Raw genomic sequence first — 19,907 nt, 5'->3', positions numbered from 1 at the left:
CCCCGAAGCTAGGCGTCCTTGGCCACGATCACTTCAGTGCCGCTGGCTTCGAACGCTGCCTTGTCTTCATCGGTGATGCCGGAATCGGTGATGAGCCGGCGGAAATCGTATCCTGCCATCGCCGCGAAGGCGCGCTTGCCGATCTTCGTGGAATCGGCCAGGACATAGGAGTCGGTGGCGCGGCGGGCCATGACCGTATTCACCATGGCTTCCCCCTCGTCCGTGATGGTGGGGCCGATCTTGGGATCCACCCCGTTGACGCCGATGAAGGCGATGTCCAAGGCAACCTTTTGCATGATGACATCGGTGTAAGGGCCGACGAGTTCATACGAACGTGGGTTCAGGATGCCGCCGGTCACCATGATCTTGATGTTGGGGCGTACGGCAAGCTGGGCGGCGATGTTAATGGCGTTGGTGACCACCGTCAGCATGGGCCGGTTCGAGGGTGCGTTGAGGTCTTCCCGGGTGGACAGAACTTGGGCCAGGGCCGTATTGGTGGTGCCACCGCTGAGCCCGATCACGGCCCCGGGCATGATGAGCTCCGAAGCGGCCAGCGCAATTTGCTGCTTAGCCTCTGCATGATCATCCCTGTTGTAACGCCCCGGGAGCTCGTAGGCCACTGATCCCGTGGTGGCTCCGCCGCGCGTACGGCTGAGGAGCCGCTGCTTCGCGAGGCTGTCCAGGTCCCGGCGGGCCGTGGCTGGCGAGACCTCAAGGCGGGTCACGATATCCTCGACCTCAACATGCCCTGACTCGGCGAGGAGATCAAGGATGGCTGTCAGTCGATCGTTGCGGGTCATCACGAACCTTCCGGAAATTGAGGCTAATTCACTTTCGCGAACAGCGTCAGCAAACGTGCGGTTTCCAACACCAGGGCATCCCGGCCAGCCTTGATGTACTTGCGGGAGTCCACCACGGAGGGGTTGGCATCCAGGTACTCACGGACGGCGCGGGTGAAGAACCCGTTCAGGTGGGTGGATACGTTGATCTTAGTCATACCTGCACCGATTGCAGCTGTAAGGGTCTCATCTGCCACGCCGGAGGAGCCATGAAGCACGAGCGGTAACTGGACGGCCTGCTTCAAGCGCGTGATCAATGCCAGGTCCAGCGTGGCGCTTCGCTCGGTCATGGCGTGGGAGGAGCCGACGGCGACGGCGAGGGCGTCCACCCCGGTGGCCTCCACGAACGAACGGGCCTCGTCCGGATCCGTCCGGACTCCTGGAGCATGGGCGCCGTCCTTGCCCCCGACCTTTCCTAGCTCGGCCTCGACGTAGACGCCGTGTTCGCTGGCGTAGCGGGCGACCCTGCGCGTGACTTCAACGTTCCAGTCATAAGGCAAGTGCGCGCCGTCGTACATGACAGAACCGAAGCCGAGGTCAACGGCCTGCAGCGCCAGCTCTTCGGATTCGGCGTGGTCGAGGTGCAAAGCCACCGGCACGGAAGCGTCCCGGGCGATCGACATGGCACCGCGGGCGATCGGCACGAGTCCGCCGTGGAAGCGGGCGCAGTTCTCCGAAATTTGCAGGATCAACGGGACCCCCGCGGCCTCTGCCCCGGCAACCAGCCCCTCTGCGGTTTCGAGGTGGATGACGTTGAAGGCTCCCTGGCCAATGCCACGGGCGAGGGCGGTGTCCATGAGTTCCCGTGTGCTGACGAGCGTCACTGGGTCTCCTTCCAGCTGAGAATGAGTTGGTCTTCGAGGTCCGCGTAGAGCGGCGAGATCTCGCCGGCCGCCGGCATGAGAACTGCGGCGGCGGACCATGCTGTTGCCTTGCGGAGAATCGTGCGAATGTCGGTGACGCCTGTGGCGAGTGCGACGGCGGCGGCCGCCACTCCGGCGTCGCCGGCTCCGGTGGGGTTTCCGCTGAGGGGTTCGGGGAGCCGCGCGCTCCAGTAGCCGCCCGGGGCGGCGTGGTCGAAGGCAAGCATGCCCTCGGCGCCGGAACTGACCAGGACTGTTCTGGCACCCATGGCGATCAATTGCTCCGCCGCGGTCTCCAGGTTGCGTTCCCCCGTTGCTTCGAGAAGTTCGTGATTGTTCGGCTTGAGCAGATCCGCCCCTGCCCGGGCGGCGGCGATGATCCCGGGACCCGAGGTATCGACGACGGCGGGGATCCCGGCGTCGTGCGCCAGACGCACCAGTGCGGGGTAGAAGTCCGCCGGCGCGCCGGGCGGGAGGCTGCCTGAGCCGACCAGCACTCCGGCGCCTTGCCCATCGAGGGCCTCGACGACGGCGGCGGCCAGTGCCTGCCATTCGCTCGGCTGGAGGGGATTTCCCTGTTCGTTGAAAATGGAGGTTTCGCCGCCCACGGTGTCCACCATCGCGATGCTGCGCCGCGTTTCGGCGGTAACCGGGACCAGCCTGTGGGGCACGCCGCTGTTGGTGAGTTCGGCGGCGAATTCGGCCCCGGCTGCGCCGCCCGAAGGCGCGATGGCCAGGACCGGGTGGCCCAGCTGGTGCGCCACCCGGGCAACGTTGAGGCCTTTTCCGCCTGCCCGGCTGAGGGGTGCGGCGACGCGATGGCTTGCTCCGGGGTGATCCCGGCAATGTGATAGCTGAGGTCGATCGCCGGATTCGGGGTCACGGTCACGACGCGCTTCATGGCCTGTTTCATGGCCTCATTCATGGCCTGGACCCGGTGCTGGAGGCGGCCTTCGCGGCCGGGAGAAGGGCCCGGGCCCTCATGGCAGCGCCGAGCAGACCCGCGTCCTGGCCGAGTTGGGCGCGCATGATGATCGGGCGGCGTTGGAAGTCGAGCAATACGTCAAGGCGCGAACGGAGTGGCTGCAAGAGGCCCTCCCCTGCTTCGGCGAGGCCGCCGCCCACCACCACGGCCTCGGTGCCAATGATGCTGACGCATTGGCCGAGGCTGAAGGCGAGCGCGTCCACCGCATCAGCCCAGATCCGGGACGCGAGCGCGTCGCCGGCCTTGGCCCGTTCCAGAACTTCGCGGGCCCCCGTTCGCGGGGTTCCCGCCTTATCGCTGTAGCGCCGCGCGATTGCTCCGGCCGAGCCGACTGCCTCGAGGATCGTGTAACCGGGACGGTCGGGATCCGGAACGAGGGCGTGGCCCAATTCTCCGGCAAAGCCACCTGCCCGCACGGGGTAGCCGTCGGAGATGACGGCTGCGGCAATCCCTGTACCAACCACCATCACCACGACGTTTCGAAAGTCGCGGGCCGCCCCGAAGCGGAATTCGGCTTCGGCGGCTGTGCTGACATCGTGGCCGAAAGAGACGGGCAGCCCGAGGCGCTGGGTTGCTTTCTCGCCAAAGGGAAAGTTCCTCCATCCGAGGTTCGCCGAGTAGATTCCCACTCCGGTGTCCGAATCCACGATTCCCGGAACAACAATGCAAGCGGCCTTCGCTGCGTGGCCGGGGTACTCTTCGGCAAAGCCGGCGGCGAGCGCTGTAACGGCATCCAGGATCGCTTCGCCCGGCCGTACAGCATCACGCGGCGTTGCGATGCGGCGCAGCCCAAGGACATTCCCGGCCCGATCGATCAGGCCTGCTTTCAGGTCCGTCCCGCCGACGTCAAAGGCCAGCGACTGCGGATTCAGCGGCTCCGAGAACCGGCTCTCCGAGAACCATGGGAAGACCTAGGCCGTGGCGTTCAGGACAACAGAACGGGTGAGGTTTCGCGGCACATCGGCGTTGAGTCCGCGTACGCGGGCCCGTTCCAGGGTGACCTTATGGACGCGGGCCAGCTCCGCGAGCGGGTGCTTGCCTGTGTTGACGTACAGGGCGCCGGTGACTGCCATGTCAGCGTCCAATCCCTCGGGCTGTGCGCCGAAGAGCCAAGTGACCCTGCCGGGGGCAGCAATGGAAATGGGACCGTGGCGGTATTCCATCGCCGGGTAGGATTCGGTCCAGCCCTGCACCGCTTCGCGCATCTTGAGTCCTGCCTCGTGGGCCAGGCCAACGGTCCAGCCAGTGCCGAGGAAGGTGAACTGTTCGGCGTCGAGCAACTCCTGGGAAACCGGCTCGGTGACGGCAACGCGGGCGTCCTCGATGGCCGTGCCGAGTTCGATACCCAGACTCGTCAGAAGGTACACCAGCGCGGTGGTGGCGAAACGGGTCTGGACCACGGATTTCTCGTCCGCGTACGGAAGGCCGATCACCGCGTCTGCCAGGGCGGTAATGGGTGAATTCACGTCACCAATGACCGCAACTGTGCGGACTTTTCCGCGCAGGGCTTCCAGGAGCTCAAGAACCTCAGTGGTGGTGCCGGAACGGGTAATGGCGATGACGGCGTCGTACTGGCGACCGGCGCTGTTGTGGTTCAGGAAGGCTTCCGATGCTGCGAACGCGTCGGTGACGCCCTTGCCCGCGGCCTCGCGCGCAGCGGCGTAGCTTTGCGCCATGAACCATGAGGTGCCGCACCCGACGACGGCGATCCGCTCGCCGTCGGCGGGAAGCAGGTCCCCTGCCTTGGCTTTCTCAAGCTTGGACTGCTCGATGGCCCGCTCCCAGACCTCGGGCTGCGAAACAAGCTCTTCTTCCATGAAGGCCCCGAGGGTGTTGTTACTCATCGCACTTACCATTCCTGTCCGCGCTTCTTCGACGCGCTCTTCCACACTCAATGATTTGACGTTTTATGATCCATACAAACACTAAACGATCATTTTCAATCGCACAAGGATCGCGGAGCCCTGTCGGCCCAAAGAAAAAAGCAGGGCCCCTCCCAACGGAAGTACCCTGCCTTTTGCGTGAAAAATTGAGTTGTCAGATCATGCGGGCACCGGCCCGCCACACCCCGAAGGTCAGCGGAATTCCGGGCCGATAGGCCAGATGGGTTGCCGACGGCGCTTTGAGCATGTGGAGATCGGCGCGGTGCCCGACGGCGATCGAACCCACTGCCCGCCCGCCGTCGACGTCGCTGCCTGACTCCCTGCCCAAAGCCAGCGCGCCGCCGTATGTGGCCGCGCGAACGGCTTCATGGACGCTCAGGTGCATCTGCAACACCGCAGTAGTGACGCAGAAAGCCATGGAACTGGTGTAGGAGGTGCCGGGGTTGCAGTTGGCGGCCAAGGCAATCTGGACGCCCGCGTCAATCAACGCGCGGCCCGGAGCAAGTGGCTGGCGGGTCGAGAGATCGCAGGCAGGCAGGCACGTAGCCACGGTCCCGCGCGCGCCCGTTCCGGTGGAAGCATCCCAGCCACTCCACGTTCCTGCGAGCGCTTGGATGTCGGCCTCGGAAAGGTAGTTGACGTGGTCAACGCTGGACGCGCCGAATTCCACGGCCAACTGGACCCCGGGCCCTTCGCCCAACTGGTTGCCGTGGACACGCAAGCCCAGGCCCGCATCCCGGCAGGCAGTAAGCACTCGGCGCGACTGCTCTTCCGTGAAGGCACCGCGTTCGCAAAACACGTCGGCCCATTTCACGTGGGGACGGACGGCGTCGAGCATTGGACCGCAGACAAGGTCCGTGTATTCCTCGGCGTCCGCTCCGGCTGGAACCAGGTGGGCACCCAGATAGGTCACCTCGTCGACGGTGGCTGCGGCGATACGGGCGCTGCGGGCTTCGTTCTCAAGGTCCAGGCCGTACCCGGTCTTGCTTTCGAGATAGGTGGTGCCTTGGGAGACGGCTTCGGCCACGCGTCCGGCGGCGAGGCGGGTGAGCTCCTCATCGCTCGCGGCGCGGGTGGCTCCCGTGGTGACGGCAATGCCGCCGGCGCTGTAGCTCTGCCCTGCCATGCGGGCCTCGAATTCGGCAGTGCGGTCCCCGGCGAAAATCAAGTGCGAGTGCGAATCCACCCAGCCGGGCAGCACGGCGCGGCCTTCGGCGTCCACGAGTCCGTCAGCGGCCGGAGCCTCCGACGCCGGGCCGATCCAGGAGATCCGTTCACCCTCTATGAGCACTGCGGCGTCCTTGAGGACACGATGCTCCACATCCTGGGTCATCAGTTCGCCGATGTTGCTGATCAGTGTGCTCGTCTGCCCGCTCATGAACCTATTGTTCAACGGCGGATGGACCAACGGGTGGCGGCAAGCTCCGTCGCTGTCCGGGATACCGGACTAACCCCGGAGAGTGAGCCCAGGATCTCAGCCGCGGCGAGCTCTGCGATGGCGGAGGAGGTCTGGAAACCGTAGCCGCCTTGACCCGCGAGCCAGTAGAAGCCGGGAGCCTCGGCGTCGAACCCGACCACCGGGACGCCGTCGGCCGCTTCCGTGCGCAACCCGGTCCACGCCTTGGCCACGGAGCGGATGCCCAGCGACGTGAGTGAGTTCAAGCGGGCCACAAGCGCTTCCACGTCACCGGGCCGCGGCCGGGCATCTTCCGGGCCGCTCGGCACCGTCTCTGACGGCGAGATCAGCACTTGCTCGCCCTCGCGCCTGAAGTAAAAGGAGTCATCCGCGGCCGCCACCATGGGGCTCCCTTGCCGAAGCGGGCGTTCGACGTCGACGATTGCCGCGGTGCGGCGGAACGGCTGCAAGCCGAGCTTCTCCACGCCGCTGAGTACCGCGAGTTCGTCCGCCCAGGCGCCGGCAGCGTTCACGACGACGGCGGACTGGAAGCCTTCCACCCCTGCGCCCACTTGCCAGCCTGAGCCCAGGCGCTGGGCTGAATGGACCCGGGCCCCGGTGATGATGTCCGCTCCGTTTGCTTCTGCACGCAGCCGGTGGTCTTCCAACAGCACCGGCGCGTTGCAGGCAAACGACCCGGTATCCAGGCCTGCTGCCGTGAAGGATCCGGGGTTGAGGGCCGGACAGAGCTCGAGGGCTTCGGCGTGGGTGATGGGATGCATGTGGCCGCTGGCCTCTGCCTTGACCGTGGCGTCGTCGCCCACCAACATGAAGGACCGGGGCTCCAGCACTGGTACCGGCAACGCGGCGTCGCGTTCTTTCATCAGTTCCAGCGTTCGCACGGTCAGTTCCTGCACGACGGCGGGACCATAGCTCGGGATCAACTGCCGGGCCGAACGGGAGGACGTGTGGTACGCCAGCGTTTGCTCGGCTTCCACGAGGGCCACAGAACATTGGCCGGCCAGAGCTGAAGCCAGGGACAATCCAGCGATGCCCCCGCCGACAATTACCACGTCATAGTTTGCAGCCATTCCTCCATCCTGTCAGCGCCCGGGCCAAGATGCGAGGGGGCTCAGTGGCGGCTATTCTACGGCGGACGGCTTGATGCCGCTGTACGGAGTCCACCACGTCAGTGGGGCCGTGACCGCGAAGCGACGGCCGGAAATCGAGTCCACGGGAATCCGGATGAAATGATCCTTGCGGCCGGCTTCCCAGGGAAAGAGCGGCAGCGAGAACGAGTTGACGACGTCGTCGATCTGGCTCACCGGGGCGGCTTTGCCGTGGAGCACCACGCTCCATGCAACTCCGGTGTCCGGGTCCACACCGTCCACCTCCATCGCTACCGGGAATTCGCCCAAAGCCGCGGTGAGCTTGGCGCCGGCCCCGGTCCTGAAAACGACCGTCCCTTGGTCCACTGCGTAATTGATAGGGAATATGTCAGGGTGGTCACCGAGCCACACCGCCAGCCTGCCCACGGACACGCCCCTCAAAAGATCCCAGCATTGCTGGGAATCCAACACCTCGGTGCGAGGTTGTGCTGCATCACTGTCCATGCTGCCGATCCTAGGCCTCCGATCCGGATCGGGACAGGGGTCCCCGAGGGGGCTCAGCGCAGGTACTGAAGTTCGCTGAAATGGCTGATGTAGTCGGCCAAAAGGTCTTGCGCCACCCTGACCGAGTCCACCAATGGATGCATGGCCATCGCCTTATACGCGGAGCGCTTGGAACCCGTCAGCGCCGCCTCGATGGTGGCACGTTCCACGGCTTTGGCGTTGATGACGAGCCCCCGGGCGTAGTCCGGCAGCGCCTTGGCCGGGAGCAGGCGGACTCCCCCGGCATCCACGAGGCAAGGTGCCTCGATGACGGCGTCGCCGTCGAGCTCCGCCAAGGTGCCCCTGTTGGGGACGTTGAGGATCAAGCGGGCCGTCTCCCCTTGGCTGATGGCCCTCATGATGGCCAGGGCAACGGCCTCGTACCCGCCGGACACCAGATCGGCGGCATCCCGTTCGAAGGTGCCGGCTGCCTCCCTGTTGCTTTGCATGTAGGTTTCTTCGCGGTCCAGCTTGGTCTTCTCCCAGAGCCGGAGGGCCGGTTTCGCGGCGGGTTCTGTGCCGCCGTCGTTTCCGCCCCGGAACCCGCCATAGAAAGCGGATTGCTGACGCGCCAGGGACGCACCGCGAGTGCTCGCGGCGCGGCGATCGGCGTCGAGCGCTTCCCGCGTGAAGTAGTAGTAGTGCAGGTACTCGTTGGGAACGGCGCCCAGGGCCTGGATCCAAGGCGCGCCGAAAAGTCGGCCCTCTTCAAAGGACTCGATGGCTGCCGGATCTGCAAGGAGGCGTGGCAGGACGTCCTCGCCATCAACCACCAGCCCGCGCAGCCAGCCGAGGTGGTTCAGGCCGATGTAGTCGATTTCCACCCGGCGGCTTCGAACATCGACTCCATGCACGCCGGCCGCAGCCAGGGACCGCCTGGCCAGCCCCACCGGCGAATCGCAAATTCCCACCACCTTGTTGCCCAGGACTCGCGTCATGACCTCGGTGATGACCCCGGCAGGGTTGGTGAAGTTGATGAACCAGGGCTTCCGGAGCATGTTTCTTCACCGACTCGGCGATGTCCAGGACCACGGGGATGGTCCGCAGGGCATAGGAAATCCCTCCTGCGCCCACGGTTTCCTGCCCGATCACGCCATGCCTAAGGGCAATCCGTTCATCCGCGGCACGTCCCTCCAGCCCGCCCACTCGGATGGCGGAGAAGATGAAGTCGGTGCCCGGCAGTGCGGCTGACAACTCCGTGAACAACCGCACTACCGGTGCATCGGGCACACCCTCAGCCATGTCGGCGAGCACCCTTGCCACGACGTCCAGCCTCCCGGCGTCGGCATCGAACAGCCTGAGTTGCGTGACGCGGCCGGGCTCATGGTCCGCCAGTAGGGCCGAATAGACCAAGGGAACCCGGAATCCGCCGCCGCCGAGGAGGGTGAGGATCATGGCAGATCAGAGCCCCGCGGCAGCACGGCTCTTCACGAAGGCCTGAACGCACGCTTCGACGTCGTCCCGGCTGTGTGCAGCGGAGAGCTGCACGCGGATGCGGGCGGCGCCCTTGGGTACCACCGGGTAGCTGAATGCGGTGACGAAGACTCCGTGGTGGAGCATCTCGTCGGCTACCTTGGCGGCCACCACGGCGTCCCCGAACATCACCGGAATGATGGCGTGCTCGCCGGCGAGCAGCTCGAAGCCTTCCTCGCTCATGCGGCTGCGGAACAGCGCGGCATTCTCGAAGAGCCTGGAGCGGAGCTCACCCGAACCCTGGACCAGCTCAATGGCCTTGATGGTGGCTGCGACGATCGCCGGGGCCAGGGAGTTGGAGAACAGGTACGGGCGGGCCTTCTGGCGCAGCATCGCAACGATTTCACCGCGGCCGGAGACGTAGCCGCCGGACGCGCCGCCGAGGGCCTTGCCGAAGGTGCCGGTGTAAATGTCCACCCGTGCGGAGACACCCGCGTGTTCCGGGGTTCCCGCGCCGGTGGCACCCATGAAGCCGACGGCGTGGGAGTCGTCCACCATGACCAGGGCATCGTGCTTTTCCGCGAGGTCGCAGATGGCCTCGAGGGGAGCAAGGTAGCCGTCCATGGAGAAGACGCCGTCCGTCACAATGATCTTGCGGCGGGCCGGGGCGTCACCGGTGGAGGCCTCGATGAGCTTGGCTTCGAGGTCAGCCATGTCCTGGTTGGCATAGCGGAAGCGCTTGGCCTTGCTGAGCCGGATGCCGTCGATGATGGAGGCATGGTTCAGGGAATCCGAGATGATCGCGTCCTCGGGTCCGAAGAGGGACTCGAACACTCCCCCGTTGGCATCGAAGCAGCTTGAGAACAGGATGGTGTCTTCGGTGCCCAGGAACTCGGAGACGCGGGCTTCGAGCTCAAGGTGCAGGTCCTGGGTGCCGCAGATGAAACGAACGGACGCCATTCCGAAGCCGCGTTCGTCCATGGCGGACTTGGCGGCCGCGATGATGTCCGGGTGGTCCGCCAGGCCCAGGTAGTTGTTGGCGCAGAAGTTCAAGACGGCGTTGGCCGGCTGGCCCAACTGGCCCGCGGAAATGTGGCTTGCCTGCGGCGAATCAATGTGCCGTTCAGTCTTGAAGAGGCCTGCTGTGCGGATCTCTTCCAGCTCGCCCTGCAGCTGGTCTTTGATGCTTGAGTACATTGGTGGCTCCTGGTACTGGGTCTTGGGAAGGACTTTACGGCGTCTTAGATTTCGGTCCAGTCGAGGACAACCTTGCCGCCTGTGCCGGCGCGGGCGATCTCGAAGCCCTTCTCCCAGTCGGTAGCGGACAATTTGTCCGTGACGACGGCGGAAATGTTGCGGTGCAGCGTGGGGTTGGAGGACAACATGGCGCTCATGGCGTACCAGGTTTCGTACATTTCGCGGCCGTAGATGCCCTTGAGGGTCAGCATGTGGGTGACCACCTTGCCCCAGTCAATGTCGATCGACTGGCTGGGCAGGCCAAGCATGGCGATGCGTCCGCCGTGGTTCATGTTGTCGATCATCTCAGGCAGGGCCGTGGGATGTCCGGACATTTCCAGGCCGATATCGAATCCCTCGCGCATGCCGAGTTCCCGCTGGGCCTCCTTGACGCGCATCTTCGACACATCGACGGCGAGGTCAACGCCCATTTTCCGGGCCAGTTCAAGGCGCGGAGCGGAGACGTCCGTGATGGCAATCTTGCGGGCACCTGCGTGGCGTGCGACGGCGATTGCCATGAGTCCGATGGGGCCCGCGCCCGTGATGAGCACGTCTTCGCCCACCAGCGGGAAGCTCAGGGCGGTGTGGACCGCGTTGCCGAAGGGGTCGAAAATCGCGCCGAGCTCCGGAGTGACGGAGGAATCGTGGTGGACCCAGACGTTGGTCTCCGGGATCACGACGTATTCGGCGAAGGCGCCATCGCGCTGCACGCCTACTGAGACCGTGTTGATGCACATCTGGCGTCGGCCCGCACGGCAGTTACGGCAGATTCCGCAGACTACGTGGCCTTCGCCGGAGACGCGGTCCCCTACCTTGACGTCGCGGACGTCTTCGCCCACGGCCACCACTTCACCGTAGAACTCGTGGCCCGCAATCAGCGGAGTCTCGATGATGCTCTGAGCCCAGGCATCCCAGGACTGGATGTGCAGGTCCGTTCCGCAGATACCCGTGGTCATGACGCGGATCTTGACGTCGCTGGGACCGGCCTCCGGTTCGAGGCGATCGACGAGTTCAAAACCAGCGTGCGGACCGGACTTGTAGAGAGCCTTCATGGGTCTTCCTAACTCAAGGGAGGGTGCCGGTTGTGTGCCGTTTCACTTCATTGAATCCTCGCGAACGATTTAGCACAACTAGGTTTTTCTCAATCAACGATTTAGCATTTACTAAATGGAAGTACACCAGCTCCAAATGCTTAGGGAACTCGGAGATCTCGGCAGTGTCAAGGCCGTAGCAGAGACGCTTATGGTCACACCGTCCGCTGTCTCCCAGCAGCTCGCGCTCCTGCAGAAGTCCGTCGACGTGCCTCTGACCAGGAAGGAAGGCCGCGCGTTGGTACTCACCGATGCCGGCCGCGTCCTTGCTGACGCGGGAGCCGCCGTCGTCAATGCGCTCGCCGACGCCCAGGCAGCCATCGGCGCGTACCACGACTCTCCCGATTCCACCGTGACTGTGAGTGCCTTCCACAGCGCCGGTCAGGCCCTCTTCGCTCCGCTGGCAGCCTTGCTGCTGGCCACCGCGGGCAGCTCCGGCCCGGAGGGCGGCGTCCCCCGTTTGAAGCTCGCCGATGAGGACGTCGCGCAAGAAGACTTTCCCGGCCTCGCCGCGCGATATGACCTCGTGCTGGCCCATCGCATGGAGAACAGTCCCGAATGGCCCGCCGATAAGGTGGCTGTCATTCCGCTTGCCGACGAACCGCTCGACGTCGCGCTGCCTGCCGGGCACCCGCTCGCCGCCCGCCGCGAACTCAGGCCGGCCGACGTCGTCGGGCAGCCTTGGGTGACCAGCCGCGGCGGCTACTCCCCCGCGGACGTGTTGGCCGCCGTCGTCGCCGTCAGCGGGCGCCCGGCGGAAGTCCTGCACCGCATCAACGATTATTCAACGGTGGCCTCGCTGGTGGCGGCCGGCGGGGCGATCGGTTTGCTCCCGCGGTTCACTGCCCAGCGCGTACTGGCTGCCGGCGTGGTGCTGCGTCCGCTCACGGGGGTCAATTCGGTGCGCAAGATCGACATCCTGGCCCGGCCGGAAACGCTCAAACGGAAATCAGTCATGACAGTTTGCGAATCGTTGCGAACCGTCATGACCGAACTCGCCGGCGCTGCCTAGCGCGCCGCTACAGTTCCCCGACCAAAGCCGGCTGCCCGGCTTCGAAGTACTCCACGAGATCCTTCGGCAGGGCCGGAACTTCGCGGGCGGAACCATCGCCGCGCAAGGACTCCGCGGCCAGGACTCCGGCCGCAACTGCCTGGCGGGCTGCGATCGGGTTGGTCTGGGTCTGGCCGCCCTCCGCGGCGAAACGGAGGAACTCCGCGATCAGCCGCGGATCCGCGCCGCCGTGGCCGCCGTCGCCGTCCTGGATCTCGACGACGGCGTCCGGCTCCGGGTAACCGCTTGACCGGGTGGTCCACACTTTGATCTGCTCGCCGGGACCGTCGCCGAAGTTCTCGATCCTGCCTTTCGTCCCGATCACGGTGTAATTCCGCCAGTAATCGGGCGTGAAGTGGCACTGCTGATAGGACGCCAGCACGCCGTTGTCCAAGACCATGTTCATCATGGAGATGTCCTCGACGTCGATTGTCTCCGCGAGGTCCTTCTGCTCGGTCGGCGGCCAGTTGTCGATCGAAAACCAATCCCCCAGGCGCTTGCCGCTGTTGTCGCTGCGCCCGGGTACCGAGCCATAAACGGCCAGATCCCCGACGGCGGAGACTCGCCGGGTGTACCCGTTGGCCAACCAGTGGATCACGTCGATGTCGTGTGCACCCTTCTGCAGCAGGAGCGAGGTGACGTTTTTGCGCTCGGAGTGCCAGTCCTTGAAGTAGTAGTCCCCGCCATTGCCCACGAAATGCCTGCACCAAACGGCCTTGACCTCGCCGATCCGGCCTTCCTCAATGAGTTGGCGCATTTGGACCACCACGGGCATGTGCCGCATGTTGTGGCCGACGTAGAGCCTGGTACCGGTTTCGTGGGCGGTTCGCAGAACGAGGTCCGCCGCCTCGATGGTGACGTCGAGGGGCTTCTCACAGAAGGTCGGTATTCCCGCCTTAAGCGTGCGGACCGCGACGGCGGCGTGCTGGTTGTCCGGGGTGAGGACCAGAACGGCGTCGATTCCGCTGTTCAGGAGCTCGTCAAGATCGGCCGTCACCCGGGCTGTGGGGATGTGCTTGGACGCATCCGCACGGCCACGCTCGCTCGTGTCGCACACGATGGTGACTTCGGAGCCTTGGCCGGGTTTGTGAGCGTGGTGCCACAAGGACGCGCGCAAGCCGAAGCCGATGATGCCTACTTTGAGGTCCATAAGTGATTTCCTAACTCGAAAAGTTGATGTGCGCGTGCCCTCAGGATCCGCGTGTCCTCTGGATCATTGATCGATGAGCTGCTGATCGATGAGCTGCGCGATTCGTTCGTTGACCTGCTCGCGCACTCTCCTGTAGTGGAGCGGGTCGTAGCTGAAGTCGTCCATGGCCAGGCGTCCGCCGGAGCCATTTGTATCCATGAGCTCCAGCACGCTTTCGCGCCCAATCAGCTTCGCCAACAGGGAGAATGCGCGGTGGTCCCACATGGCCTGCGCGAACACCTTGTAACGGATCGACTCCCACGGCTTGCGGTCCGGCCCCGGGTAGACCATGAATGCGTCGCCGCCCGGAAAAGCACCGCCGGCACAGGTGTCCGTGAACGGATCTACAGGCGCCAAGGAGTGAGCAGTGTTGTAAAAATTGAATCCCCAGTGCAGGAAACCGCCGCAGGCCAAAGCAAACAACTGATGCCCCAAGACCCGGTTGCGGACAGAGGGCATGGAGATGAAACGGTTGGCAACGTCCCGGTCCATGGGAGACGCAGTAATAGACCCAAAGGTTCTCCACTCCGGCGGCCAGGAACGGCGCCACCGCATCCGTTGCCACCACCGGATGCGGTACGGCACCAGTGCTGTAGAGCTCAAAGTCACTGAGAGCCTCCACCACAGTCAGCCCGTCCAAAAGATCGTCCACAACGTCCTTGGCCTGTTGATACCCTGCTATGGCTTCGGCTCCCGACGGTTCATCGGAAATATGGAAGATCACCCGGTCAAGGGACCAATGCTCCGCCAGGAAGGAACGCAACGCCGGCAGCAGTTCGGCCATCAATGCACGGTATGAAGCCGACGTCGCCGGGACGTCCCAGCCAAAGCGGCGTTCCTGTCCTTCGGCGGTGCGGACGTAAATGGCAGGCGTTGCCTTGGCTCCCCACTGGGTAAACAAATGGGCGATTTCCAAATACCGGATGCCATGTTTGGCGCAGAGGGCGACCCAGCGGAGCAAATTGCTGAAATCAAATTCGAATCCGGAAACATCGCTGATGCCTATGAGCTGCGTCGGCAAGCGACTCCCGCCAACGGCAGTGTCCAACGGGGGCGTCCATGTAGGGGTCAACAGTGAGTTGGCTCCCATCTGCGCGGCGGACCCAATGAACGCGTCGATGATGGACCAGTGGTCCTCGCTGAACACACTTACTCCGTAATGCGTTGCCAGCCCGTCGCAGTGAAACCAGTGGGCGTTCACGATCTCCAGTTCCGGTGCCGGAGCCGCGAGAACCCGGATCCTGACGCTCGTGCTGAAGAGGAATCCTCCCGTTGCGTCTGTTACTGAGATGTCGACGTCGTGTTCTCCCGCTTGTTCGGCGGAAGGCACCACAATATCGATCCAGGCCGCAGTCCAATGACCGAAAATGGGTTGGATCGCCCCGTCCGGGGCGGGTCGCAACAGATCCGGATACAGGCCTGGCGTGTCGCGGTCGTAACCGGCGTCGTGCTGCGGAAATGCAGCCAAGCTGCATGGCACGAGCTCCACTTGGTAAAGGGAGGTGAACCGCGCCGCCGTACCGCTGACTGCCACAATCAGCGGCTGCGACGCCCCGAAATCATGCTTAAGCGGAGGCCGCAGAGCCAGCTGGACCGAAGCGGTTTCGCCAGGAAAAACAGACTGCGGGATGCTGGTGTCGAACGGCCGCGGCTCTCCCTCCGGATAGACCTTTTCCAACGAGTCAGCCAATACGAATGACCAACCGTCAAGTGACGTTGATTTCTGCTCCGTCAAAGTTGGGTGTCCTCTCCTATTTGAGCCCGGAGCGGCCGATGCCCGCCATGACACGTTTCTGCATGAGCAGGAACATGATCAGGATGGGCGCCATGGCCATCAATGAGGCCGCCATCAGGATCGGATAGTTGTTGGAATGTTCGCCCTGGAGGTTCGACAACCCGACACTCAACGGTGCGGCGTTCGCCGTCGACGTGACGACCAAAGGCCAGAGCAGATCATTCCAGGACCACAGCACGGTAATAATGACCAGCGCCCACAGGCCGTTGGCTGCCAGCGGCAGCATGACCCGGAAGAAGATCTGGAACGGGTTGGCTCCATCAAGCCGGGCGGCATCTTCAAGTTCATCCGGGAGTCCCATGAAGAACTGGCGCATCAGGAACAGACCGAACGCACTGAAGATGCCAGGCGCGACGATGCCGGCGATGCTGTTCAACCATCCGAGGTTCTGGATGATCTGGTACTGCGGAATAAGGAATAGCTGGGACGGCACCATGATGATCGACAACACGAGCGCTAGCAAGGGCCCTTTGAAGCGGAAGCGCATCCGGGCGAAGGCGTAGCCGGCCATCGAGCACAAGAGCACCTGTCCAATCACCCTCAGGACCGTGATAGACACCGTTACCCAGAGCTGTGAACCAAAATTCATGGACGTAAAAACATCCGCGAAGTTATGCCACTGGACAACGCTGGGCCACAACGTGGGCGGCGTGCTCTGCACCTCGGTGTTCGTCGAAAGAGACATGACAATCTGGTACAGCAGGGGCGAGATCATGATCAACCCGCCCAGCCCGAGGACTACGTGGGCCACGGTATTGGACCCTTGCTTGCCGCCCCGGCTTTTGGCAGCCGGAACTTGGCGTCGGGTCGAAGACGGTTTGGTAGCCACTGCACCGGCCGGTCCCGATCCGGCCCTGGTTGTGGCAGCAAGCGTCGACTCAGACATAGTTGACCCACCTCTTCTGGATACGGAATTGGAAAGCGGTCAAAAGAGCGATGATTGCCAGGATCAAGATACCGATGGCAGCCGCGTAGCCCTTGTCGTTCTGCAGGAATGCCTGGTTGTAGAAGATATAGACCAGGCTCTGTGTCTGCGGCATGGCCAGATTGGCCTTGCCCATCATCACGTACAGCAGGTCGAATAGCTGGAATCCACTGATCACGGTGACGATCGTGACAAAGAAGATACTGGGAGTCAGCAACGGCAACGTGATGCTGAAGAACTGGCGGACCTTGCTGGCACCGTCCATTTCCGCAGCTTCGAAGAGCTCCCGCGGAATTTCACGCAAGCCCGCGCTGATGATGAGGAGATTGAAACCGAGCGACATCCACAGTCCCACCGTGGCTACGGCCAGGAGGGCAAACCCGGGCGTTGAGGTCCAGTACGGGCCATGGATTCCGAACAGGCTGAGGAACCAATTGATCGGTCCGAAGTCACCGTTGTAAATCAGTCTCCACACGATGCCCACCGCGGCCGGCATGGTGATGTACGGAATGAAATACAGAGTCCGGTACAAGGACGCGAACCGCATGCCGGGACGCTCAATCAGGGATGCGAGAACCACGGCGAGGGGAATCCCCAACAGCACGATGGCCGTGTAGATCAGCGTGTTGAGGATTGATTGCGGAATGGTGGAGTCGGCCAACATCCGGGTGTAATTGTCCAAGCCGATGAACTTTGCCCCGCCGAAGACCCCCCACTTCGTGAAGCTGTAGTAGAACGTCTGGACGATCGGCCAGAGATAGAAGACGCCGATTCCCGCAACAGTGGGGACCACGAACAACCACGGCCAGAACCCATCTGACTTTGACGTGCCTTTTCTTCGAGCCGCCGTTGTTCGTTTGGCCTGGGCCGCTGCTCGCTCAGCTTGCCCGGTACCAACACGGTTGCTTTCGGTGCCCGGCGTCAGGGCCGGGGCTTTCATGACTCTTTGGCCAGCGCAGAATTCATCTGGCTGGCGAGGTCCTTGGCGACGTCGGCAACCGGCTTGGTCCCGGCGAAAGCCTGCGGCAGGAGGGAGTTCTCGAGTTCGTTCCATGCAGCAGTGTTGGCCGACACCGGGTAAGGCGAGGCGTCCTTGGCGAGGTCAAGGAACACCCCGAGGTCAACTGACGGTACGGTCTTGACCCAGGCATCCTGCGTGCCGTTGAAGGCCGGGATGACAGTTCCTGTTTCGGCCTGGATCTTGGCCGCGTCCTGGGATCCCAGGAAGGCGACGAACGCCTGGGCTGCCGCCGGGTTCTTCGCATTGGCGGGAATCACGTTGGCCAAACCATGGATCACGCTCTGGTTGCTCTTCGGTCCCTTGGGGAGGGAAACAATGCCCAAGTCGGCGCCAAGGGCCGTGTGAGCCGGTCCAACAGTCCAGGATCCGTCCATGGTCATGGCCAGCTTCTTGGAGGTGAACATGTCGCTGGAGGAAGTGTCGGTCAGCTGCTGCATGGACGGCGAAACCCCGGATTCAATCAGGTCACGCCAGAACTGCAGGCCGGCGATGGATCCGGACGAGTCGTATCCGGACTTCTTCCCGTCCGCCGAGATAATCGTTCCACCGGCTTCAAGCATTGTGTTGTAGTAGCTGGTCTGGCCGCCGGTGAGGTCTCCGGCGTATCCGTAGATGCCCTTTCCTCGGTAGAACGTGGACAGCTTGGCGCCGGCGGACTTCACGTCGTCCCACGTCCAGGACGACGTCGGTTCAGCCACGCCTGCATCCTTGAAGAGGGCCTTGTTGTAGAACAGCGCGCTGGTGTCAAAGTCCTTCGGCACCCCATAGAACGTGCCGTTGACCGTGTACAGATCCACCAGCGCCTTGGGGTAGTTGGCCTTGTCCACTGCCTTCCCGGACGCCATGCCGTCCAAAGCCAGCAGCTGGTTGTTCTGTGCGTAGAGCTTGATGTGCGGGCCATTCATCCAGAAGACGTCCGGCAGCGTGTTGCTGCTCGCCTCGGTTTGGATTTTCGTCCAGTAGGCCGAGCCCTTCGACGGCGTGACGTCGATGGTCACCTTGATATTCGGGTACTGCCTGTTGAATTCAGCGACAATCTTCTGGATTGCGGGTTTTTGCGCCGCGTCCCAAATGGCGTAGCTCAGCTCCGCACTCAAGTCCTTGGCGGGGGCAGCGTACGCAGCCTGGGCCGCGTTGCTTCCAGCGGCACCATTGCCGCCACAAGCCGCAAGCGAAACGACAGCCGCGCTGGCAGCCGCAAAGGACAGAAACGACCTGCGATTCAGGTTGTGGTTCATAAGAATTCTCCGATGTCATGGGTCAGAAGACCGACGATCCCTCGCGGCGGCAGGCAACGCATTCGGCGAAGAGCCAACCCCACTGGTGATGTGTAGTTGATCACATCATGTTAATCGTTTAAAAGCAAGATCGAAAATGATCTTTTCATGACTTTTATCGGTTCAAAACGTCACCAACGTGCACTCTTGAGAGGGGTTGGTGACGTGGTTTCAAAGCAAAAGGCGGGTTTCCGGGGCCACCTGACTACCGCCGTCGTGCTTCAGAAAGCGGGTGCGGAGTCCCTGACGACGAGGTTCCAGGGGAATTCCAGCACCCTGGTCGGCGCATCCGGGTCTTCTGCCCGGTCAAGGAGGAACTCTGCTACACCGTCGAAAAATCCTTCCGGACCGACCGTAGTCAGCGACGGCGCCATGAACTCGCCTTCGGTGGTATTGCCAATGCCGACCACTTCGACGTCCTCAGGAACGCGAAGTTGGAGCCGTTGGGCTGCATGAATGGCCGCGATGGCCGCGAAGTCCGTGGTGGCGTAGATCGCCGTCGGGCGGTCCTTCCGCTGCAAAAGGCGCAGGGCCGCATCGAACGCGCTTTGGCTGTCCAGATCGAACCTCTCGACGTAGTCATCGCGGTAGTCCAATCCTGCGACGGCGAGACCCTCGATGTACGCCCGCAGGCGGATTGAGATGGCGTTGCCTGGCCGGGGCGCCGCTGCCAGGCAACCCACCCGGACGTGCCGGCGGGTCAGATGTGCCACCGCCTCATCACAGGAGGACCCCGGCATGGAGCGCACCACGTCGAACCCCTCGGGTTCCATGGTGTCGCTGAAGACAACCAACCGTTGCAACTTGGCCGCCTGCGCCAACAGGTCAGCGTCTCCCGGCTCCTCCGCGGCGTCGATGAAGGTCACGTCCGCGTTCTGCCGCTTGAGTGCGATGCGCCAGTCAGTGTCAGCCAGGATCATGGGGGTGATACCGCGTTGACCGGCTGCCGTGCCGACGGCCCGGCTGATGTCCAACGCCCAAGGATCCGAAATCATGGTCAATGAGAGCATGAGCAGATTTGTTCTTCCGGTGCGGATAGCCCTGGCCGCTTGGTTGGGCCTGTAACCCAAAGACTGGGCGGCCTCCTGAACCCGCAAAACCGTAGCGGGTGCTACCCCGGACCCGCTCCCCCCGCCGACTTTGCTGCTCCGGCCGGAGAGTACGTAAGACACAGTCGCCGTCGAAACTCCGGCCACCGCCGCCACGGACTTGATCGTGGGGCGCATTCGTCTCCTTCTTGGCTAGTACCGCCGAACCACGGGCGTGGTTCGGCGGTACTAGCATCATAGCC

The 19,907-nt window shown here is 63.5% G+C and carries 17 protein-coding genes and 3 pseudogenes; 1 reads left to right on the top strand and 19 read right to left on the bottom strand.

The features are described from left to right. Positions 1-8: 8 nt before the first annotated feature. The 12 genes and pseudogenes from ACF0H6_RS19360 to tdh all read right to left on the bottom strand — a co-directional run bounded on the left by ACF0H6_RS19360 (position 9) and on the right by tdh (position 11,319). Positions 9-800: a DeoR/GlpR family DNA-binding transcription regulator gene (locus tag ACF0H6_RS19360; protein WP_395251078.1), complete on the bottom strand. Its 792-nt coding sequence runs from the start codon at positions 798-800 to the stop codon at positions 9-11. A 23-nt stretch (positions 801-823) separates the two neighbouring features. Further along, positions 824-1,663 (bottom strand): ketose-bisphosphate aldolase, encoded by an 840-nt coding sequence (locus tag ACF0H6_RS19355; protein WP_395251077.1) that lies wholly within the window; start codon positions 1,661-1,663, stop codon positions 824-826. Next, positions 1,660-2,603 (bottom strand): annotated as a pseudogene (locus ACF0H6_RS19350) (1-phosphofructokinase family hexose kinase). The gene ACF0H6_RS19355 and the pseudogene ACF0H6_RS19350 overlap by 4 nt, the downstream one beginning before the upstream one ends. A 20-nt stretch (positions 2,604-2,623) precedes the next feature. Continuing rightward, on the bottom strand, positions 2,624-3,502 hold the full coding sequence (locus tag ACF0H6_RS19345; protein ID WP_395251365.1) for an ROK family protein: 879 nt from the start codon (positions 3,500-3,502) through the stop codon (positions 2,624-2,626). A 96-nt stretch (positions 3,503-3,598) separates the two neighbouring features. Next, the gene (locus ACF0H6_RS19340) at positions 3,599-4,531 is read right to left on the bottom strand and encodes an SIS domain-containing protein (protein WP_395251076.1); all 933 of its coding nucleotides are present in this window, start codon (positions 4,529-4,531) and stop codon (positions 3,599-3,601) included. Positions 4,532-4,724: 193 nt separating this feature from the next. Beyond that, positions 4,725-5,948, bottom strand: coding sequence for an imidazolonepropionase (gene hutI / locus ACF0H6_RS19335; RefSeq protein WP_395251075.1), 1,224 nt, complete (start codon positions 5,946-5,948; stop codon positions 4,725-4,727). 11 nt (positions 5,949-5,959) lie between these two features. Next, the gene (locus ACF0H6_RS19330) at positions 5,960-7,057 is read right to left on the bottom strand and encodes an NAD(P)/FAD-dependent oxidoreductase (protein WP_395251074.1); all 1,098 of its coding nucleotides are present in this window, start codon (positions 7,055-7,057) and stop codon (positions 5,960-5,962) included. A 51-nt stretch (positions 7,058-7,108) separates the two neighbouring features. Continuing rightward, on the bottom strand, positions 7,109-7,579 hold the full coding sequence (locus tag ACF0H6_RS19325; protein ID WP_395251073.1) for a pyridoxamine 5'-phosphate oxidase family protein: 471 nt from the start codon (positions 7,577-7,579) through the stop codon (positions 7,109-7,111). A gap of 53 nt (positions 7,580-7,632) precedes the next feature. Next, a complete protein-coding gene (locus tag ACF0H6_RS19320; protein WP_395251072.1) occupies positions 7,633-8,616 on the bottom strand; it encodes a 6-phospho-beta-glucosidase in 984 nt (327 codons plus the stop codon). A gap of 52 nt (positions 8,617-8,668) precedes the next feature. Next, a pseudogene (locus ACF0H6_RS19315) lies at positions 8,669-9,013 on the bottom strand (6-phospho-beta-glucosidase); the annotation flags it as partial. Positions 9,014-9,019: 6 nt separating this feature from the next. After that, entirely contained in the window at positions 9,020-10,228 is a 1,209-nt protein-coding gene (locus ACF0H6_RS19310; protein ID WP_395251071.1) for a glycine C-acetyltransferase, read from the bottom strand. A gap of 44 nt (positions 10,229-10,272) precedes the next feature. After that, positions 10,273-11,319, bottom strand: a complete 1,047-nt coding sequence (gene tdh / locus ACF0H6_RS19305; RefSeq protein ID WP_395251070.1) for an L-threonine 3-dehydrogenase — start codon at positions 11,317-11,319, stop codon at positions 10,273-10,275. 115 nt (positions 11,320-11,434) lie between these two features. On the opposite strand from tdh, the gene ACF0H6_RS19300 reads away from it, so the two are divergent. Next, positions 11,435-12,370, top strand: a complete 936-nt coding sequence (locus ACF0H6_RS19300) for a LysR family transcriptional regulator (protein WP_395251069.1) — start codon at positions 11,435-11,437, stop codon at positions 12,368-12,370. A 7-nt stretch (positions 12,371-12,377) separates the two neighbouring features. On the opposite strand, the gene ACF0H6_RS19295 is transcribed toward ACF0H6_RS19300, so the two are convergent. The 7 genes and pseudogenes from ACF0H6_RS19295 to ACF0H6_RS19265 all read right to left on the bottom strand — a co-directional run bounded on the left by ACF0H6_RS19295 (position 12,378) and on the right by ACF0H6_RS19265 (position 19,842). Then, positions 12,378-13,559, bottom strand: coding sequence for a Gfo/Idh/MocA family protein (locus ACF0H6_RS19295; RefSeq protein ID WP_395251068.1), 1,182 nt, complete (start codon positions 13,557-13,559; stop codon positions 12,378-12,380). A gap of 63 nt (positions 13,560-13,622) precedes the next feature. After that, positions 13,623-14,090 (bottom strand): DUF4091 domain-containing protein, encoded by a 468-nt coding sequence (locus tag ACF0H6_RS19290; protein ID WP_395251067.1) that lies wholly within the window; start codon positions 14,088-14,090, stop codon positions 13,623-13,625. A 58-nt stretch (positions 14,091-14,148) separates the two neighbouring features. Continuing rightward, positions 14,149-14,745 (bottom strand): annotated as a pseudogene (locus tag ACF0H6_RS19285) (glycoside hydrolase domain-containing protein); the annotation flags it as partial. A 604-nt stretch (positions 14,746-15,349) separates the two neighbouring features. Continuing rightward, positions 15,350-16,279, bottom strand: a complete 930-nt coding sequence (locus ACF0H6_RS19280) for a carbohydrate ABC transporter permease (RefSeq protein ID WP_395251066.1) — start codon at positions 16,277-16,279, stop codon at positions 15,350-15,352. After that, a complete protein-coding gene (locus tag ACF0H6_RS19275; RefSeq protein WP_395251065.1) occupies positions 16,272-17,111 on the bottom strand; it encodes a carbohydrate ABC transporter permease in 840 nt (279 codons plus the stop codon). The genes ACF0H6_RS19280 and ACF0H6_RS19275 overlap by 8 nt, the downstream gene beginning before the upstream one ends. Positions 17,112-17,254: 143 nt before the next feature. After that, positions 17,255-18,577, bottom strand: coding sequence for an ABC transporter substrate-binding protein (locus ACF0H6_RS19270; RefSeq protein WP_395251064.1), 1,323 nt, complete (start codon positions 18,575-18,577; stop codon positions 17,255-17,257). A gap of 260 nt (positions 18,578-18,837) precedes the next feature. Further along, positions 18,838-19,842 carry a LacI family DNA-binding transcriptional regulator gene (locus tag ACF0H6_RS19265; protein WP_395251063.1) on the bottom strand — a complete coding sequence of 335 codons (1,005 nt, stop codon included), beginning with the start codon at positions 19,840-19,842 and terminating at the stop codon, positions 18,838-18,840. Positions 19,843-19,907: the final 65 nt, after the last annotated feature.

Origin of the sequence: Arthrobacter sp. NA-172 (genome assembly GCF_043952055.1) — a bacterium.
Lineage (GTDB): Bacteria > Actinomycetota > Actinomycetes > Actinomycetales > Micrococcaceae > Arthrobacter.
This window is presented reverse-complemented; position numbering and strand designations above follow the sequence as displayed.

Coding starts and splice junctions, on each gene's coding strand:
- hutI (WP_395251075.1), bottom strand. CDS start 5,948: ATGAGCGGGCAGACGAGCACACTGATCAGCAACATCGGCGAACTGATG.
- ACF0H6_RS19330 (WP_395251074.1), bottom strand. CDS start 7,057: ATGGCTGCAAACTATGACGTGGTAATTGTCGGCGGGGGCATCGCTGGA.
- ACF0H6_RS19295 (WP_395251068.1), bottom strand. CDS start 13,559: ATGGACCTCAAAGTAGGCATCATCGGCTTCGGCTTGCGCGCGTCCTTG.
- ACF0H6_RS19340 (WP_395251076.1), bottom strand. CDS start 4,531: ATGAGTAACAACACCCTCGGGGCCTTCATGGAAGAAGAGCTTGTTTCG.
- ACF0H6_RS19325 (WP_395251073.1), bottom strand. CDS start 7,579: ATGGACAGTGATGCAGCACAACCTCGCACCGAGGTGTTGGATTCCCAG.
- ACF0H6_RS19320 (WP_395251072.1), bottom strand. CDS start 8,616: ATGCTCCGGAAGCCCTGGTTCATCAACTTCACCAACCCTGCCGGGGTC.
- ACF0H6_RS19300 (WP_395251069.1), top strand. CDS start 11,435: ATGGAAGTACACCAGCTCCAAATGCTTAGGGAACTCGGAGATCTCGGC.
- ACF0H6_RS19265 (WP_395251063.1), bottom strand. CDS start 19,842: ATGCGCCCCACGATCAAGTCCGTGGCGGCGGTGGCCGGAGTTTCGACG.
- ACF0H6_RS19360 (WP_395251078.1), bottom strand. CDS start 800: ATGACCCGCAACGATCGACTGACAGCCATCCTTGATCTCCTCGCCGAG.
- tdh (WP_395251070.1), bottom strand. CDS start 11,319: ATGAAGGCTCTCTACAAGTCCGGTCCGCACGCTGGTTTTGAACTCGTC.
- ACF0H6_RS19280 (WP_395251066.1), bottom strand. CDS start 16,279: ATGTCTGAGTCGACGCTTGCTGCCACAACCAGGGCCGGATCGGGACCG.
- ACF0H6_RS19310 (WP_395251071.1), bottom strand. CDS start 10,228: ATGTACTCAAGCATCAAAGACCAGCTGCAGGGCGAGCTGGAAGAGATC.
- ACF0H6_RS19290 (WP_395251067.1), bottom strand. CDS start 14,090: ATGGACCGGGACGTTGCCAACCGTTTCATCTCCATGCCCTCTGTCCGC.
- ACF0H6_RS19270 (WP_395251064.1), bottom strand. CDS start 18,577: ATGAACCACAACCTGAATCGCAGGTCGTTTCTGTCCTTTGCGGCTGCC.